General features: G+C 58.3%; 15 protein-coding genes. 9 read left to right on the top strand and 6 right to left on the bottom strand.

The annotated features are described in order from the left end of the window. Nucleotides 1–24 precede the first annotated feature (24 nt). A complete protein-coding gene (locus LKE90_RS15415) occupies nt 25–198 on the bottom strand; it encodes a hypothetical protein (RefSeq protein ID WP_291491433.1) in 174 nt (57 codons plus the stop codon). Between the two features lie 363 nt (nt 199–561). On the opposite strand from LKE90_RS15415, the gene LKE90_RS15410 reads away from it, so the two are divergent. The 3 genes from LKE90_RS15410 (at nt 562) to LKE90_RS15400 (ending at nt 4,944) form a co-directional block, all read left to right on the top strand. Next, on the top strand, nt 562–2,829 hold the full coding sequence (locus tag LKE90_RS15410; RefSeq protein WP_291491434.1) for a TonB-dependent siderophore receptor: 2,268 nt from the start codon (nt 562–564) through the stop codon (nt 2,827–2,829). Nucleotides 2,830–3,106: 277 nt separating this feature from the next. After that, nucleotides 3,107–3,394 carry a hypothetical protein gene (locus LKE90_RS15405; RefSeq protein ID WP_291491435.1) on the top strand — a complete coding sequence of 96 codons (288 nt, stop codon included), beginning with the start codon at nt 3,107–3,109 and terminating at the stop codon, nt 3,392–3,394. Continuing rightward, a complete protein-coding gene (locus LKE90_RS15400; RefSeq protein ID WP_291491437.1) occupies nt 3,391–4,944 on the top strand; it encodes a PepSY-associated TM helix domain-containing protein in 1,554 nt (517 codons plus the stop codon). The genes LKE90_RS15405 and LKE90_RS15400 overlap by 4 nt, the downstream gene beginning before the upstream one ends. Nucleotides 4,945–5,063: 119 nt before the next feature. Here LKE90_RS15400 and tgt read toward each other — a convergent pair whose 3' ends face one another. The 3 genes from tgt to LKE90_RS15385 form a co-directional block, all read right to left on the bottom strand. Beyond that, a complete protein-coding gene (gene tgt, locus LKE90_RS15395) occupies nt 5,064–6,227 on the bottom strand; it encodes a tRNA guanosine(34) transglycosylase Tgt (RefSeq protein ID WP_291491439.1) in 1,164 nt (387 codons plus the stop codon). A 199-nt stretch (nt 6,228–6,426) separates the two neighbouring features. Continuing rightward, nucleotides 6,427–7,485 carry a tRNA preQ1(34) S-adenosylmethionine ribosyltransferase-isomerase QueA gene (gene queA / locus LKE90_RS15390; protein WP_291491441.1) on the bottom strand — a complete coding sequence of 353 codons (1,059 nt, stop codon included), beginning with the start codon at nt 7,483–7,485 and terminating at the stop codon, nt 6,427–6,429. Between the two features lie 91 nt (nt 7,486–7,576). After that, nucleotides 7,577–9,286: a hypothetical protein gene (locus LKE90_RS15385; protein ID WP_291491443.1), complete on the bottom strand. Its 1,710-nt coding sequence runs from the start codon at nt 9,284–9,286 to the stop codon at nt 7,577–7,579. Nucleotides 9,287–9,717: 431 nt separating this feature from the next. On the opposite strand from LKE90_RS15385, the gene recA reads away from it, so the two are divergent. Next, a complete protein-coding gene (recA, locus tag LKE90_RS15380; RefSeq protein ID WP_291491445.1) occupies nt 9,718–10,743 on the top strand; it encodes a recombinase RecA in 1,026 nt (341 codons plus the stop codon). A 380-nt stretch (nt 10,744–11,123) separates the two neighbouring features. Further along, nucleotides 11,124–12,386 carry a 3-phosphoshikimate 1-carboxyvinyltransferase gene (locus LKE90_RS15375; protein WP_291491447.1) on the top strand — a complete coding sequence of 421 codons (1,263 nt, stop codon included), beginning with the start codon at nt 11,124–11,126 and terminating at the stop codon, nt 12,384–12,386. A 119-nt stretch (nt 12,387–12,505) separates the two neighbouring features. Here LKE90_RS15375 and LKE90_RS15370 read toward each other — a convergent pair whose 3' ends face one another. Together LKE90_RS15370 and LKE90_RS15365 are read right to left on the bottom strand one after the other, a co-directional pair. Further along, complete coding sequence (locus tag LKE90_RS15370; protein ID WP_291491449.1) at nt 12,506–13,159, bottom strand: helix-turn-helix transcriptional regulator; 654 nt, start codon at nt 13,157–13,159, stop codon at nt 12,506–12,508. Next, a complete protein-coding gene (locus LKE90_RS15365; RefSeq protein ID WP_291491564.1) occupies nt 13,156–13,371 on the bottom strand; it encodes a hypothetical protein in 216 nt (71 codons plus the stop codon). Before LKE90_RS15365 ends, LKE90_RS15370 begins: the two co-directional genes overlap by 4 nt. Nucleotides 13,372–13,508: 137 nt before the next feature. Here LKE90_RS15365 and ahcY point away from each other — a divergent pair, with 137 nt between their 5' ends. The 4 genes from ahcY to LKE90_RS15345 all read left to right on the top strand — a co-directional run bounded on the left by ahcY (nt 13,509) and on the right by LKE90_RS15345 (nt 17,341). Continuing rightward, the gene (gene ahcY / locus LKE90_RS15360) at nt 13,509–14,810 is read left to right on the top strand and encodes an adenosylhomocysteinase (RefSeq protein WP_291491451.1); all 1,302 of its coding nucleotides are present in this window, start codon (nt 13,509–13,511) and stop codon (nt 14,808–14,810) included. Nucleotides 14,811–14,885: 75 nt separating this feature from the next. After that, nucleotides 14,886–15,260 carry a DUF3597 domain-containing protein gene (locus LKE90_RS15355; RefSeq protein WP_291491453.1) on the top strand — a complete coding sequence of 125 codons (375 nt, stop codon included), beginning with the start codon at nt 14,886–14,888 and terminating at the stop codon, nt 15,258–15,260. Between the two features lie 498 nt (nt 15,261–15,758). Beyond that, nucleotides 15,759–16,484, top strand: a complete 726-nt coding sequence (locus tag LKE90_RS15350; RefSeq protein WP_291491455.1) for a glycosyltransferase family 25 protein — start codon at nt 15,759–15,761, stop codon at nt 16,482–16,484. A 44-nt stretch (nt 16,485–16,528) separates the two neighbouring features. Then, entirely contained in the window at nt 16,529–17,341 is an 813-nt protein-coding gene (locus tag LKE90_RS15345) for a sulfotransferase family 2 domain-containing protein (RefSeq protein ID WP_291491456.1), read from the top strand. The last annotated feature ends 2 nt before the right edge of the window (nt 17,342–17,343 follow it).

The raw sequence follows: 17,343 nt of genomic DNA, 5'->3' as shown, positions 1-17,343 counted from the left end.
CAGCGACGAAAACAGTGATCCTTGTCAGCAGAAAGGCTGTCTGGCGATTTCCATGCCGGTCACCCCTTCGTCACAGACACCCGCTATTGCGACACCCCGCATGAAACCCTCAAGACGTTTGCCGGTTCCTGTCTCGCAAAAGCCGTGGTCTCCGCTCTCCCTGTCAGTGCCGTGAACAAGCATAACCGACAGTTCCACACAGACGCCTGCGGACCTCATCAAACCAGAGCGCAGGTACCGTCCTTGAATCAGGAGTGGCTGGGGCCTCTCTCTCCGGTCCGTCATTGTGGCCTGCCTTATGCACAGGGTCATCAGGCTCCTATACTTCACCATCTGTCCATTGATTCAGACGAACCCACGCTATACAAAGGAAATTTTCCACCTCTGACCTTTGGAGCCGACCGGACATTCAGTCTTATATCGAATGGAAAAACAGGAAGTTTTACAAAACGTCTCTCCCGTCAAATATGTCATAAAGTGTCTATCATGGATTGTTGTTGACAATGATTCGCATTTGCGTAGAAGGCGTTTTCTCTGGAATGTGAATGCGGAAAGAATTTCATGCGGCAATCGCGATATCTGACACGCAGCGCCGTGCCCGTTGTCATCATGGCGTCTCTCGGATCGACTGCCTGGGCGGCACAGTCCGACGCGACCGTGAACGGGCAGAAATCCACCGGTGAGAAAACCCGCAAACCGCCGTCCGGACATGAAGTCATCATCGTGACCGCCACCGGTCTGTCACATGCCGCCGCCAGCACAAAAACACGCACCCCGATCATTGAATCCCCTCAGACAATCTCGATTGTCTCCCGTGAAGAAATCGAACTGCGCGCCTCTCCGACCATAGCGGACGCTCTGGCCTATACGGCAGGTGTACAGGCCGAACCACAGGGAATCGACAGCCGTGTCGATGAGGTTTCCGTCCGGGGTTTCGGCGCCGGCGGCTTCTCGTCCAACAACAATTTTGTCGATGGTCTGCGCCTGCCTTCGGGAGGTCAGTGGACGCGCACCTCGTTCGACCCGTTCGCCCTTCAGCAGATCGAAGTCCTCAAAGGCCCCTCAGGCGCCCTTTATGGTCAGACAGCACCCGGCGGCATCGTCAACCTGACCACCAAGAAACCCACCGAGACGAGCCACGGAGAGTTCTTTACCCAGACAGCCGGTTATACGGATCTCGCCAACTGGCAGGGACAGGCGGCTGGTGATGTCTCGGGTAAACTCAACAAATCGGGAACGGTCCTTGGACGTGTGGTGGCGCTTGCCCGTTATGGCGGCACGCAGGTCAACAGCGTCATGAACGGGCGTTATTACGTCTCTCCCAGCCTGACCTGGAAATACGCTCCCGGCTCATCATGGACCCTTCTGGCGCAGTATCAGCGCGACGCGGGCGGCTCCACCTACCAGTTCCTGCCCAAGACCGGCACGCTCGTTCCATCGAAAGGCCGATATATCGCCAATGACGCCAATATCGGTGAACCCGACTGGGACAAATTCGACCGCACGCAGGCGCTCGCAGGCTCGTTTCTGGAGCACAGGTTCAACCGTTTTCTGACGGTCCGCAACAATACCCGCTACACCTACCTCGATAATCTCTATCGCGCGACCGTTCTGAGCGGCGACACGCTTGCGGCTTGTCCGGGGTCGGTGCGGGGCTGTGTCGCGGGTGAAACCGTGAACCGCCGCGCCGTGGAAGGACGAGGCCGCTCTCAGGGCGTAGCCATGGACACGCAGATTGAAGGGCATGTGAACACAGGCCCTGTGCAGCACACGCTTCTTGTCGGAACCGACTATTTCTACACAAGCTGGGAAAGCTCCCGCGATCTGGTCACGTCCTCGCTCGTGCTGCCCATGCTGAATATCTTTGATCCATCAGCACGGGGTGTGGGCGGTTATTCAGGCGGCCTCGGTCCACAGGTCTACAGCGCCACAAAATCCTACCAGAATGGCGTGTATTTTCAGGACCAGCTCAAATTCGAGCGCCTGCGCGTCACGGTCGGCGGACGGCAGGACTGGGCGACGGACGATACACTCAACATCCTGACCCGCCAACGCTATGTCACGTCTTCCAACAAGTTCACATGGCGCGCAGGCGCCGTCTATCTGCTCGATTTCGGGCTGGCTCCCTATTTCAGCTATGCGACATCCTTCCAGCCTCAGGTCTCCGATCCTTCAACCTCACTGGATGGCAAACCCTTCAAGCCGACCACGGGTGATCAGTATGAGGCCGGTCTGCGCTATCAGTACAAGAAAAGCATTTACGTCACCTTCGGCGCTTATCAGATCAAGCAGAAGAACATGACCACGCCCGCACCGAATGGAGAAATGTGTGGCACGGCAACCTGTTCTGTGCAGACCGGCGAGGGGCGTGTCAGAGGTCTTGAACTGGAAGGTCGCGCCAATCTTCCGTGGGACATGTCGGTTATTTTCACCGGAACGCGCAGCGACCCCAGAGTCACGAAATCAAACACAGCTTACCAGATCGGCAACTATCTTCCGCAGGCTCCCAAATGGATGGCCTCCCTGTTTGTCGATCAGCGTATCCGTCAGGGCGCTTTACGGGGAGCGGGCGTTGGCGGCGGCGTACGCTACACCGGGCACAGCTACGGCGATACGAACAACACATTGTCCATTCCCGGCTATACCGTCTTTGACATGTTTCTGCGCTACGATTTCGGACAGGCCCACCCACAGTATGAGGGTTTGTCTTTCTCGGCCAACGTCCGCAACATTGCCAACAAGCGGTTTGTCGCGACCTGCACGGCCGTTGCCGCCTGCTATTACGGGCAGGGCAGAAGCCTGACGATGCGTCTGGAATATCGCTGGTAATGCGGCCTGAATTTTTTCTGGCGATCGGGGGGCTTGCCACATTGTCCGCAGGCGTCATGTTCTACTGCGCCTCCGGCCAGCAGAGGCTTTCTGCGCGATGCATGTCCGGCGTTACGGGTGTAGGAGGCGGCGCCGTCCTCACCCTGTGCGCCGTTATGTGTTTCATACAAACCATGAGCCTGACAGCCGCCCTGTTCACAACTGCGGTTCTGCTCATGTTATGCCTCTGCCTTCTGCCGATTGGGATCGCTCTTCTGAACCCACGGAGTGAACGGCGATGAAACTCGACAACAGGGAATGGAAAGGCAAACTCTCCGCCGGAGTTATTGCTGGAGCGGGACTGGCATTGGGAGCGATGGGGATCGCTGGCCTGCTGTGTCACACGACGGGCAGCCCCATGACGCTTTCCGCCCAGGCCCTGCTGTGGCAGGCGACATTCATATGGATCGTGCCTGTCTGCGCCTGTTTCCTGTTTCCCTCCGGACGCAGGGCATGGACAGGGCTGGGGAGCAGTTGCGTTCTTGTCTGGCTGCTTTTTCTCATTCTGAAGAACGTGATGCGATGAAACTCCGTGATGATATCGTCTCTGTTTATCGCGAAGTTCATAGCTGGGTCGGCATACTGGCGGCTCTTTTTCTGTTTATCGCGTTCTATGCCGGCTCAGTCAGCATGTTTGAGCAGACTCTTCAGAACTGGCTGACACCGGAAAGCCATTTACCCCCGCCCGTGTCTCTCGACCGTACGCCGGAACTGATGGAAAAAGCCTTTGCCGCTTTTCCGGACGCACGCGGAAACTACACCATCGTACTGACGCCGGATAAAACCCAGCCTGCCCGTCTGGTCTGGCCCCAGAATCCGAAAAGCCGTGAACACGGACCCAACCGTCTTGTCGCCGCGGCTCTCGATCCGAATGGAACACTGGTTACGGAAAAACAGCCGCTTTCAGAAACGGCGCATTTCATTGACGTTCTGCACCAGCGCGTGGGCCTGCCTTTACCGGAAGATCTGGCGATGCCCTTCATGGGCGTAGTTGCGCTGGCCTACGCTATCGCGCTGGTGTCAGGCGTGATCGCCTTTCTGCCCGCACTGAAACGGACCCTCTTTGCTGTCCGGCTTGAAGGCGGCAAACGCCGGGCGTGGCTCGACCTGCATAATGTGTTCGGTTTTTTCTCACTTCCCTTTCATGTCGTCATGGCGATCACGTCTGTACTTTTTGCATTCCATGAACCAATTTACGCAGTACAGAACATACTGTTTCACAGCGACGCGCATCCGGCCCATACCCGACCGCATCCCTCTCCCGCACGAGATGCCGCATCCCCCCTGACACCCGCGGCTCTTGTCGCGTCTCTCACCCAACAGGCGCCCGGTTTTGAGGCCGACACACTGAATTATGTCACACGACCCGGCCCCGGCGGCGGAACGCTCACGCTTCGTGTCGCCGGGCATGACCCGCGTTTTGTCATGCGCGGACCGAACGCCGGATTTGCCGTCATGGACCCGGTCACCGGTCGTATCCTTTCGACCGACTATCTGCCGGGGCACCAGTCAGGCGGGTTTGCAACGATCACCTCTTTCTTCAGTCTGCATTTTGGCAGCTATGGCGGATATCCGGTTCGTTGGGCTTATCTTGTTCTCGGATTTGGCGGGGCTTTTCTGTTCTATTCGGGCAATCAGCTCTGGATCATGGCGCGGCGGCGGCGAGAACGAGCCACCGGCCTTGTCACCGAGACACGCGGTTCGCGTATTCTCTCCTCACTGACCATCGGATGCAGCACAGGCTGCATGACCGGTATCGCCGCCATCATCACGCTTGCCGCCGCCCTCCCCACTCCGATGACCTACATGCCGGTCAGTCTGGTCTATTATGGGACTTTCCTGTTCTGCACATTGCTGGCTTTCAGTCTGCCTTCACAGAGCAAGGCACGGGTGCTTTTCGGCGTTACGGCTCTCAGTCACATCACTCTGGCCGTGGCTGCGCTGACACGAGGCGGGAGTCTTGGTGATGGCACCTCGTTCATCATCGCGGTTCTGGCTGTCATTCTGGCTCTCCTTTTCTACATGATGGCGAAGAAAAAGGGATATTCAGGACTTGCCACTGAAAAAATCCTGTAAATTTACAAAAGTTTTTTGGCGAAGATTTTTTCAGAAAACCTCAGGAAGCGTCGCATTTAAAAAAGCGACGCCCAGAAATTTTCATCATCGGCCTTCCGCTTTCTACCGCTGTTTCTACTTCATGCAACCGGCGGAATGAGCGGCTGCGGCACCTCGTCTTCGCTCCAGTCACCAGCCTGCCATTCGGCGCGGAGATGCTCCGCGTGCGCCGACAGCGTGCCGTCCACAATCGCCGCCCGGATACCGCGCATCAGGCGCTGATAATAGGCAAGATTGTGCCATGTCAGCAGCATCGGACCGAGGATTTCATCCGCACGGAACAGATGATGCAGATAGGCGCGCGAATGACGCGTGCAGGCGAGGCAGTCACAGTGCGGCGACAGCGGGCGCGCATCGAGCGCGAAACGGGCGTTGCGCAGGTTGATGTGGCCACGTTCGGTGTAGGCCCGCGCCGTACGTCCGGCGCGGGTCGGCATCACGCAGTCGAACATGTCCACGCCACGCATCACGCTGCCCAGCAGATCGTCCGGCGTGCCGACACCCATCAGGTAACGCGGCTTGCCGCTCGGCATGAGCGGCGTTGTCACGTCGAGCGTGGAGAACATCAGTTCCTGCCCCTCGCCCACGGCCAGACCACCAATGGCGTAGCCTTCGAAGCCGATATCCGTCAGAGCCTTCACACTCTCGGCGCGCAGTTCCGGTTCAGTGCCGCCCTGCACGATGCCGAACTGGCCATAGCCTTCGCGCTGGATGAACGCCTCGCGCGACCGGGCCGCCCAGCGCATCGACATCCGCATGGAAGCGGCGATGGCCTCGGGCGCGGCGGGAAGAGCCGGGCACTCGTCGAAGCACATGGTGATGGTCGCATCCAGTGCGTGCTGGATGTCGGTCGAACGCTGTGGATCAAGACGGTGCTTCGAACCGTCGATATGCGACTGGAACGTCACGCCATCCTGATCGAGCTTACGCAGCGCGCCGAGCGACATGACCTGAAACCCGCCGGAATCCGTCAGGATCGGCCCCGACCAGTCCATGAATTTGTGCAGGCCACCGAGCTGCTTCACCCGCTCCGCGCCGGGACGCAGCATCAGGTGATAGGTGTTCCCCAGCACGATCCCTGCCCCTGTCGAGCGCACGGCGTCCATGGTCATGGCCTTCACCGTGCCAGCCGTGCCGACGGGCATGAAGGTCGGCGTCTGAACTGGGCCGTGCGCCGTGTGCAGCGTGCCGGCACGGGCCTGCCCGTCGGTGGACTCGCATATCCAGCGGAAGGTGCTGCTCATGATGTTCGGCCTCTTGTCGTGATGTTATGGGGCTCTACCCCATAACCCGGCAGGAAGCTCGGCTTCCTGCACCTTGATTGGTTAAAAATGGTTTCCAAAGGCGAGCCTTTGGTGGGGTGCGGGGCAAAGCCCCGATAAGATAGCAAGGGCGCTGCCCTTGACCCGCCAAAGGCTGTACCTTTGGAAACCATTTGGAACATCATGGAGTTTCTGCCCGACGCAGCAAGCAGGCGTCGCCATAGGAATAGAAACGGTAGCCGTCGCGGAGCGCGTGCTGATACGCAGCCTTCATCCGCTCCGTCCCCGCAAAAGCGCAGACCAGCATAAAGAGTGTCGAGCGCGGCAGGTGAAAGTTGGTCATCAGCATATCAACGGCGCGAAACCTGAAACCGGGATGAATGAAGATCGACGTATCTCCATCGAACGGCATCACGCGCCCCTCCTCCGACACCGAACTTTCCAGTAATCGCAAGGTCGTCGTGCCGACCGCGACAATCCGACCGCCACGCGCCTTCACCGCATTGATGCGGTCCGCCGTTTCCTGCGTGATGATACCGCGCTCGGCGTGCATCCGATGGCCGGACAGCGTCTCAGCCCGCACCGGTAGAAACGTGCCTGCGCCCACATGCAGCGTCAGCGTCTCGCGCCCGACACCAGCCTCGTCGATGCGACGCAACAGGTCGGGCGTGAAATGCAGCCCTGCCGTGGGAGCCGCCACCGCGCCGCGATGCTCGGCGAAGATGGTGCGGTAGTCACTCTGATCCTCGGCGGTCGGGCCTTGTGGACGGGCGATATAAGGCGGCAGCGCCAGCGCTCCGGCGGTCTGGAGGAACGCGTCGAACGCATCGCCTTCCGCACTAAAACGCAGGGTTGCGCCGCCCTGTCCGTCGAGCGTGGCCACCTCGGCCGTATCGTCCGTGCCGGGAAAGGCCAGCGTGTCGCCGAGCCTGAGCCGCTTGGCGTTTCGGATCAGCGCGCTCCACGACCCGTCCGCCTGATGCTGATCAAGCGTGACGCCGATCTTTGCCTCGCCACGCAAGGCGTGCAACTGCGCCGGGATAACCGCCGTATCGTTCGCCACCAGCAGGTCGCCACCCCTCAGCAGGCCGGGCAGATCGGATACATGCCGGTCGATGAACGGCGTGACTGGGTCGGCAGGCACGTCCAGCAGGCGGGCGCTTTCGCGCGGTCGCGCCGGATGCTGCGCGATCGCGCTCTCGGGAAGATGAAAATCGAAATCGGCGGTACGGTCGTCCATACGGCCAGCATTTACGGAATTTGGCCGTCCTGTGCCAGTCGTCAGAAGGAAATTATGCTCTCTCCGATGACCCATTCAGTGCTCAGAGCCCTCACAGGGCAGCGTGAACCCTTTGGACGGCCACCAGACGTTCTTCCTCCAGCGCCCGTCTTCTGGCTTCCGGCCATGCCTGCTGCGTCTTCTTCAGGCAGAGATCGAACAGAGCCACAGCCTGCCGCGCATACCTTGCCTGCCCGGTGCGGGCCGTCATCTCCGACAGGATGGTCGCAAGCACCTGTTGTGAAGAAATCCAGTCGAAAGAAAATTTTTTCCCTGAAAAATCCACCAGAGACGCTTTTTCCGCCGTGATCGCCTGTCCCAGACTGTCCACACCTTTCTCGTATCTGCTTTTTTCCAGAAGAATCCGTCCAAGAAACTGCTGCTCATACCCATGAACATCCTGAACCATTCCATCAGATTTTGTATCCAATGCCAGCTTTACTGCCTGCTCGGCTTTGTTGAGTGTCAGACTGTCCCTGTCCAGTTTCGCCAATTCATACAGAGCCCGTGCAAGACTAGTCTGTCCGTAATGCCAGAGAGCAGGTTCCGCTTCTGGGGAAACAGCAGAAAGCACGGTGTGCTGTATGGCAATGGCCTGATCCAGCAGTTTCCGGTCCGCAGTCAGGCGCCCCTTTTCGATGAGGACATAAGACTGAAAAATCTGACTTACTGCCCATGAGCGCGGATTTTTCTGAGGCGTAAACAGGGCAGCGACAGCGTGAAGCGCCTCCTGAGCCTGTCCAATCGTCACAGGATCATCATTTCTCCAGAATATATGCAGCAGACTGGAAACCCTCGCTGACTGTGTTTCAGCCCACTCTCTCGGCATGTGAGTCTGTGTGTAGATGGCGGTAACCGCCTGAAAATCGGTAATGGCACGCCGGAAGGCTGATGTTCCGGTTTCAAATTCTCCCTGAAGCATCGCGATAGAACCGAAAGCACTCCATATCGCCGCCTGATAGGGAGGACTATCGAAGACCTTCAGGATATTCGAAGCTACCCGGGCGGATTTTTCCGCCTCCTTCAGAAGGTCCGTCCGGGATTCAAATACTGCCATGTGGGCGAGCGTAGTGCTGCGGAAAAGTTCAGTTACAGCCCATAAGGCTGGCGACCTTTCACATTTCATCTCAGTCTGGACAGACTCCAGGCTGGATAATGCCAACTGAAGAAACAGAGGATTTCCCGTTTTATTTCCCTTGAACCAAAGCGCATTCGCTTCGGTCCTGACGCCTTCGGCCCATGCGGACGGAGACTGCTTCCGTGACAGGGAACGCAAAGCCGTCCGGGTGATCGCCAGCGCCTGCTCCAGAGACGCCAATCCGATTTCCCTGTGACTGATTGTGATCAGAACCTGAGCCAGATGAAACTGCATCACAGCCCACTGTTCGGGATTATTCTCCCGCGAAACATGCGACATCTCATTCTGAAAAATCGACACGACATGAAGCAAGATATTGATATCCGGCGTAAGCGCATCCTGCACGAGCAAGGCACCTATCTGCCGCATGGAATAATCGGGACTCTTGCCATTTCCCTGAACGGCCGCTTTTTCCGCCGCCCTGCCGTACAGGATGGCGGCCTGATTAAAATCCTGCGCTCGCCATGCGTTTTCAGCAGCGGCACTATCGGCGTCGACGGGAGCATCTGACTTCCTGACGGAAGGCGCCGAGCCGGAAACGGAAGCGGCGTTACCAGCATTCAGGGCCGTCAGCCATGTGGAACAGAGCAGTCCCCCCAAAACGCAGGCCAGTTTTCTGTTCATTGGCACGAATACCTTCTTCTGATGACACACGGCATCGGCTCTCAGCCTGCCCGGCAGTCCCTGTCCCTCTTACGACATCAGTAATAATCAAATCTCAATTTTGATCCGCTCCGATTGCCGTACACACGAAAGAGTCCCGAGTCCCAGATTTCCCTTGCGTTTGTTCTTTTTTTGTTCCAAAAAAGAACAAACGCGAACAAATCCTTAACAAAGTGCTTTTGTGGAGAAACTGCGATTTTAGAGCAGAAGCGCCATAAGGAACAGTTTCTGGAACATATGCGGAACAGGGATAATTCCCGATGCCGCACGTTGCGGGAAGGGTCAGGCTTGTGACAGACTCGTCAATCAGTGCGGTTTTTACACCTGACGAGCCATCGCTGTTCGCCTTGATGGGGGGAACAACAGGTGGAAACGGGTTTCGAGGAATGGACATGGACAAGACGAAGGCCCTTGAAGGGGCGCTGAGCCAGATTGAGCGTGCTTTCGGCAAAGGGTCGATCATGCGCCTCGGGCAGCGTCCGAAAGAGGAAGCGGATGCGATCTCGACCGGCTCGCTCGGGCTTGATATCGCGCTGGGTATCGGCGGTATGCCGCGTGGACGTATTGTCGAGATTTACGGCCCGGAAAGCTCGGGCAAGACGACACTGGCGCTGCACATCATCGCCGAAGCCCAGAAAAAAGGCGGCACCTGCGCTTTTATCGACGCCGAGCATGCTCTTGATCCCGGCTACGCCCGCAAGCTGGGCGTGGATGTGGACAATCTGCTGATCAGTCAGCCGGATGCCGGTGAACAGGCGCTTGAGATTGCCGATACGCTTGTCCGTTCCGGCGCTGTTGACGTGCTGGTGGTGGACAGTGTCGCGGCTCTTGTGCCGCGCGCGGAGCTGGAAGGCGATATGGGCGACAGCCATGTCGGTCTTCATGCCCGCCTGATGAGTCAGGCGCTCCGCAAGCTGACCGGCACGGTCTCTCGCTCCAACACGCTGCTGGTTTTCCTGAACCAGATCCGTCTGAAGATTGGCGTGATGTTCGGCAATCCGGAAACAACGACAGGCGGTAACGCCCTGAAATTCTACGCCTCCGTGCGTCTGGATATCCGCCGTATCGGGTCCATCAAGGACAAGGATGAGGTTGTCGGCAACCAGACCCGCGTGAAAGTGGTCAAGAACAAGATGGCCCCTCCGTTCCGGCAGGTGGAGTTCGACATCATGTATGGCGAGGGCATCAGCAAGATGGGCGAACTGATCGACCTCGGCGTAAAGGCCGGTGTGGTCGAGAAGTCCGGCGCGTGGTTCTCCTATGACAGCCAGCGGGTTGGTCAGGGGCGCGAGAACGCCAAAAACTTCCTGCGTGAACATCCGGAGATGGCGCACGCCATCGAACATCGCATCCGCGAGCAGGCCGGTGTGGTCGCCGAAGCCATGATGGATGGCCCCGACGAAGGCGAAGAGGGCTGAGCTTGCCGGATATTTTCTGGTGTCAGGACGCTTCCTGACACCAGAACCATGTCATGCCGTCTGGCGCCAACCGCTCCTGTGGGTTGTCGCCTCCTGTCGGCGAGATGCGGGACGCTGCCCCGGACCCCGCCAAAGGCTCGCCTTTGGAAACCGTTGATTGTCGGGTGCGGCAGAACCCACATAAAAGTCATCCCACAGAAACCGCTGTCATGAAATCTTCATCGTCCTTTCTGAAATTCTCAAAAAACACCATTTGAGCGCTTTTCAGTCAGCGCTCACACTGATCACATCTCCCCTGTTTCCCACGCATTTTACGACCCCATCAGACAGAACGGCCCTTGTGTGTTAGATACTGCTATCAGCTACAGGGCAGAGGTCTCATGGTCGCCGTTTCCGCACTCCGCATCGTTCCATCCGCAGGCCCGTTGAATGGCCAGATCGAGTTGCCGGGGTCGAAATCCATCACCAACCGCGCGCTGCTGCTCGCAGCGTTGGCCGATGGGGAGAGCCATCTGACGGGCGCTCTCAAAAGCGACGACACACTCTACATGGCGACGGCGCTGCGTCTGATGGGAATCAGCGTCGATGAGCCGACGGACACCAGCTTTATCGTGAAGGGAAACGGCACGTTCGCGGCTCCCTCCGCCCCCCTGTTCCTCGGCAATGCCGGAACAGCAGTCCGTTTCCTGACGGCCACAGCGCCCTATGTGAAGGGCACGGTCATTCTGGACGGCAACGCCCACATGCAGAAACGTCCGATCGCGCCGCTGATCACGGCGCTGTCCTCTCTGGGCGTCACCCTTTCCGCTCCGACCGGCTGCCCTCCGATCACGGTCGAAGGCACGGGACATCTTGCAGGCGGACAGGTCACGATCGATGCCGGCCTTTCCAGCCAGTATATCTCGGCGATCCTGATGGCTGCCGGACGGGCCGACGCTCCCACGGACGTTGTGCTGGAAGGAAGCAGTCTCGACGCGCGGGGTTATGTCGATCTCACTGTCGCCGCCATGAAAGCCTTCGGCGGCAAGGTCGAACAGCGTGGCGAGATGAGCTGGCATGTCACGCCGTCACCTTACAGGGCGACTGATTTCCGGATTGAGCCAGACGCCTCCGCCGCGACCTATCTCTGGGCCGCCGCCGCCCTGACAGGCGGAAAAATCGATGTCGGGCTGGCGCCGGAATCCTTCTCTCAGCCGGATGCGAAAGCTTTCGGCATGATATCGCTTTTCCCGCATATGCCCGCTGAAATCGACGGCTCGCAGATGCAGGACGCCGTCCCGACCCTCGCCGTGCTGGCCGCGTTCAACGCCACGCCCGTACGCTTCGTCGGCATCCGCAATCTGCGGGTCAAGGAATGTGACCGCATCGCCGCGCTTTCCACAGAACTGAACCGCATCCGTTCAGGGCTGGCCCGGGAAGAGGGCGACGATCTGGTTGTAAACAGTGACCCCTCCCTGCCGGGTCAGTTACTTCCAGCGCGGATCGAAACCTATTCCGACCACCGGATCGCCATGGCGTTCGCGCTCGCAGGACTGAAGATCGACGGCATCACCATTCTGGACCCCGCCTGCGTTGGGAAGACCTATCCCGGCTACTGGGATGCGCTTGGCGGTCTTGGTGTGTCGCTGATCAATGAAGAGTGACGGTAACCAACGGGAATGAAATTTTGAGAGACTGGCTTTTGCAAAAAGCCAGCACTCATCAAGGCTTCAGAAGCAGCCCCCTGAAACCGCCCCTGACAAAGACAGAACCATAACGCTTTTCACAAGGTGGCGGCGGTCACTCTGTGAACCGGAGACACTGAATCCACCGGGATGGTGAGACACTCCCCGCCGAAGGTCGTTACCGTCCACCCGGCTTCTCCGTTCTGCTCCGCAATGGCTATGAGTGGCGCCTGTGCACGGCACAACACCCGATCCCCCTTGTGAATCAGGCTCGCTGGCGTGACCAGCAGCAGACTGCCCTGCCGGAAAGACGGCTCATAGTCTGCGCTGTCCAGCCGGATGGCGTAGTCATGCGACCCGGCGTCAGCAAATGGAGAGTCTGTTTCCGCCCAGAGATGCGGAACGGGGAGATGGGCGCGATCGAACAGTTCAGCCGACCCAAGCCGGGAAAAGGCGGCAACCCGTATCCGCCCGACAGACAGCCCGCGCTCCGGCTCCCCCTGCCCCGGATGCCCCTCGCCATCCAGAGAGCCTGCGAACTCACGCCACGATACGTTGGCGGCCCGCAGCAGATCCAGCATGGTCTCCATCCGGGGCAGGCGCACCCGCCCGTCAGCCGTACGGCGCTTCGATGGATTGAGCGCCGTGGAGTCCAGTCCGGCGGCACGCGCCAGCCCGGAAGGCGTAAGGCCCTTCTCCATCGCGAGCCGGTCAATGGCGTCCCATACACGCTCTGACCGTCCGTCGCTCATGCCTGTTTCAGAATCTCGGAGCGGTGACGCGCCTCACCCTCCTGCGTGATGTGAAAACACCCGTCCTCCGCAACACAGGCCAGTCCCTTGCGCGTCAGCCGTTCAAGGCAGGGCTCATCTTTCAGCCCGTGAGGCCGCCCATGCCTGCCGGAGAGACTGAGGCGATGCAGCGCCGACCGGCAGCATGTTTCAAGGTAGGGTTCATTCCACATGAGGTGAATGTCCGTAATCCTGCCGCATTGCGCAACAGCCAATCGGCCCGCAATACGGTCCATGCGTGCGCTCCGGGTGGCAAGACAGCCATTCAACCTGTATAGGGAGCCAGCTTTCCCTTTGAACAGGACGTCACATGAGCGCAGAATTCACCGACTACAAGGTCAAGGACATTTCCCTCGCAGAATGGGGCCGCAAGGAAATCTCTCTGGCCGAGGACGAAATGCCCGGCCTGATGGCGCTGCGTGAAGAGCATGGCGCGAGCCAGCCGCTCAAGGGCGCCCGCATTGCCGGCTGCCTGCATATGACGATCCAGACCGCCGTGCTGATCGAGACGCTGACCGCTCTCGGCGCGACCGTCCGCTGGTCGTCCTGCAACATCTTCTCGACGCAGGATCATGCCGCCGCCGCGATCGCTGCCGCGAACATCCCCGTTTTCGCCTGGAAGGGCCTGAACGAAGAGGAGTTCGACTGGTGCATCGAGCAGACCATCACGGGACCGGACGGCTGGACGCCGAACATGATCCTTGATGATGGCGGCGATCTGACCGTCATGATGCATGACAGGTTCCCTGAACTGCTGAAGGACGTGCGCGGCCTGTCCGAAGAGACGACCACCGGCGTTCACCGTCTGTGGAAGATGGCGAAGGAAGGCACGCTCAAGGTTCCGGCGATCAACGTCAATGACAGCGTGACCAAGTCCAAGTTCGACAACCTGTATGGCTGCCGCGAGAGCCTCGTCGACGCGATCCGTCGTGGAACCGACGTGATGATGGCCGGCAAGGTTGCCGTGGTTGCCGGTTACGGCGACGTGGGCAAGGGCTCCGCCGCGTCCCTACGCAACGCCGGCTGCCGCGTGCTCGTGACCGAAATCGATCCGATCTGCGCCCTACAGGCCGCGATGGAAGGCTACGAGGTTGTGACGATGGAAGACGCCGCTCCGCGTGGCGACATCTTCGTGACGGCGACGGGCAACGAGGGCGTGATCCGTCTGGAGCACATGCGCGAGATGAAGCACCGCGCCATCGTCTGCAACATCGGCCACTTTGACTCCGAGATCGAAGTCGGCGCGCTGCGCAACTTCAAGTGGGACAACATCAAGCCGCAGGTGGACGAGGTCATCTTCTCCGACGGCAAGAGCCTGATCCTGCTGTCAGAAGGCCGTCTGGTGAACCTCGGCAACGCCACGGGTCATCCGTCCTTCGTGATGTCGGCCTCCTTCACCAACCAGACGCTCGCCCAGATCGAACTCTGGACGGCGAAGCCCGGTCAGTATGAGGCGAAGGTCTACACGCTGCCGAAAAAGCTCGACGAAAAGGTCGCCGCCCTTCATTTGGCCAAAGTTGGCGCGCATCTTTCGAAACTAAGTCAGGTGCAGGCCGATTATATCGGTGTGCCGGTCAACGGTCCCTTCAAGCACGAAGAATACCGTTACTGATTGGCCTGAGTGGTTCCCGCCGACAGGCGGGAGCCGTGACGTATGGTGCGTGTAACCCGGAGAGGGAGTTCTCTCATGAGCATTTTCGGTAAAATCGTCTCTGCCATTTTTGGCCACGCTGAAGCCGCAACGCCTGATGCTGCTTCTGCCCCGACCTCTGCCGCGTCCGCAGCCGCTCCAGCCGCAGCCTCCGCGGCTCCGGTGGATGTCGACGCAGTCCTGACAGCGCTGGCAGCCAAATCCGGCCAGCCGCTGAACTGGAAAGAGTCGATCGTCGATCTTCTCAAGCTGCTCGGCCTCGACAGCTCTCTCGAAGCCCGCAAGCAACTGGCGACGGAACTGAAATATTCTGGCGACCAGAATGATTCCGCCACGATGAACGTGTGGCTGATCAAGGAAGTCCGTCAGAAGCTGGCGGAAAACGGTGGCAAGCTGCCAGCCGGTTTCTGATTTTTCAGAATTTCAATGACGTCGGGAGGGAGGGCTTCATGCCCTCCTTTTTTATTGGTCTTTCCGTATGTGAGAGTGGCGCAGTCTCATACGCTCAGCATCACTGACTGACCTTTGCTGGGGTCGGTGCGGCGCTGCCCGCATCCGGCAGGGACCACAGGCCCCTTCACCCCGATTTATTGATAACAAACGGTTGCCAAAAGCGCCGTCTTTGAGGGGGGTTCGAGGCAGCGTCCCGTCAATCTCCCCGGCAGGAAGAGTAAAGCAGAAGGGCCGCTGATATCAGGGCTCCACTCCAAATCCCGCAAAGGCGGCACGCTTCCTTCAGTTCTGATTTGCAAGAAAGAAAAACTTTTCCTGCGCGATCTCGGATCGAAACAGGAAGTCATCAATTCATCATGTTTTGAAACGAATTGTAATGTTCTCCTTATCTTTAGGAGAGCCTTTAATATCTCTCCATAGGCTCGACCCTGAAGAAAATTTCGGGTGCGTCGGCATATGAAGCTTCTGGTGATCAATCGCGACTGTGACGTGGAGCGTTATGACAGCTTCTGTCAGATGAACGGCTCCATTGCGGAGATCGGGCGTTTCAGCGCGATCGACGGGCAGACACTCGACATGCAGGAACTTCAGTCGGCAGGCCTGATCGCGCCCGACCTCTGCTACAGCCGGGGCGCCATCGGCTCGGCGCTTTCCCACATCCTGCTGTGGAATGCTGTCGTGGAAAATGATCAGGCAGTCTCGATTTTTGAGGATGACGCCATCCTGAGCGGCAATTTTCCGGCAGAATCCGGCAGGATTATAGAATCCCTTGGAAATGAATGGGACATCGTTCTCTGGGGCTATAATTACGATGTGAATCTCGTCTTCGAGCTTCTGTCCGGCGTTACCTATTGCGTCGCAAACTTCAACCAGACGCTGATGCGTCTCGGCGTGGAGCGTTACCGCAGCCAGCCCATCAATGCTTCGCCCTTCAAACTGTTCAAGGCTCTGGGGATTTGTGGATACGCCCTCTCCCCCAGAGGAGCACGCCGCCTCCTTGATCTCTGTCTGCCACTCCAGAATGCCGAATACTGGTATCGCAGAACCAATGAAACGCTGCACAATACGTCGCTCGACCACGTCATGTGTCATCACTACGAGACAATAGACGCTTTCTGCTGTTTTCCCTCTCTCTGTATCTCCAGAAACGAGAATACAAAATCGACAATCATCCACTCGTGACAAGCAGAAACCATAACGTATCGATAGATCAGGAGGAGTGTACGATGATCCTGCTCGAAAATGACAGAACCCTGATTCTCCACACGCCGAAATGTGGCGGGAAAGCCCTGCGGAAAGCATTTTCAGCCATCGCCTCTACAGGTCCATGGTGGGACTGGGCCTGGCTCCGTCCAGCAGGAGAATGGGTGGATCAGGCCCATATACCACTCCATATCCTGCGCCAGACAGAAGAATGGCGCCAGATCCGCTCCTATACGGTCATCGCTGTTGTTCGTGATCCCTGGTCACGATTTGTCAGTTCCCTGAAGGAGCATATGAAACAGCACAGAAAAAGAAACATGCTACAGGTTCTGGAAGAACTCGATGAAGTGCGGATTTCGTATGATCCGCGCTACATTCACTTCATCCCTCAATGCCGCTTCACACATATCGGCAACAAGAGATACGCCGATTTTGTCGTACGCACAGAATCCCTGCCCGAAGACCTGAGAGCCGTGGGAATGCTCTGCGGCATGAGTGATGATTTTTTCAAGGCAGTCGATACCCTGCCCGCCATGCCTGCATCAGACACGGATAATCTTTCCGCTGACGTCGAGGAAAAGATGAAATCTCTTCTCATGAGATTTTATCGGCGGGACTACGCGCTTTTCGGTTACGCCCCCCCACCATATGATGAAGCCGTTGCCACAGGCTTCAAGGCTCTCCTCACGGACCCTTTATGTGGAGGAGAGTGGAATGGTTATACGACTGCCGCTCCTGCCTATGAGCGATTTGTGCGGAACAGCACGAAAGACTTCCTGATCTCCCATCTTACGACAGAAGTCCGGGAACTGCGACAGAAGCTTCATGCCTCCTGACG

Source organism: Acetobacter sp. (assembly GCF_022483985.1).
In the GTDB taxonomy this organism is placed as follows: Bacteria; Pseudomonadota; Alphaproteobacteria; order Acetobacterales; family Acetobacteraceae; genus Acetobacter.
This window is presented reverse-complemented; position numbering and strand designations above follow the sequence as displayed.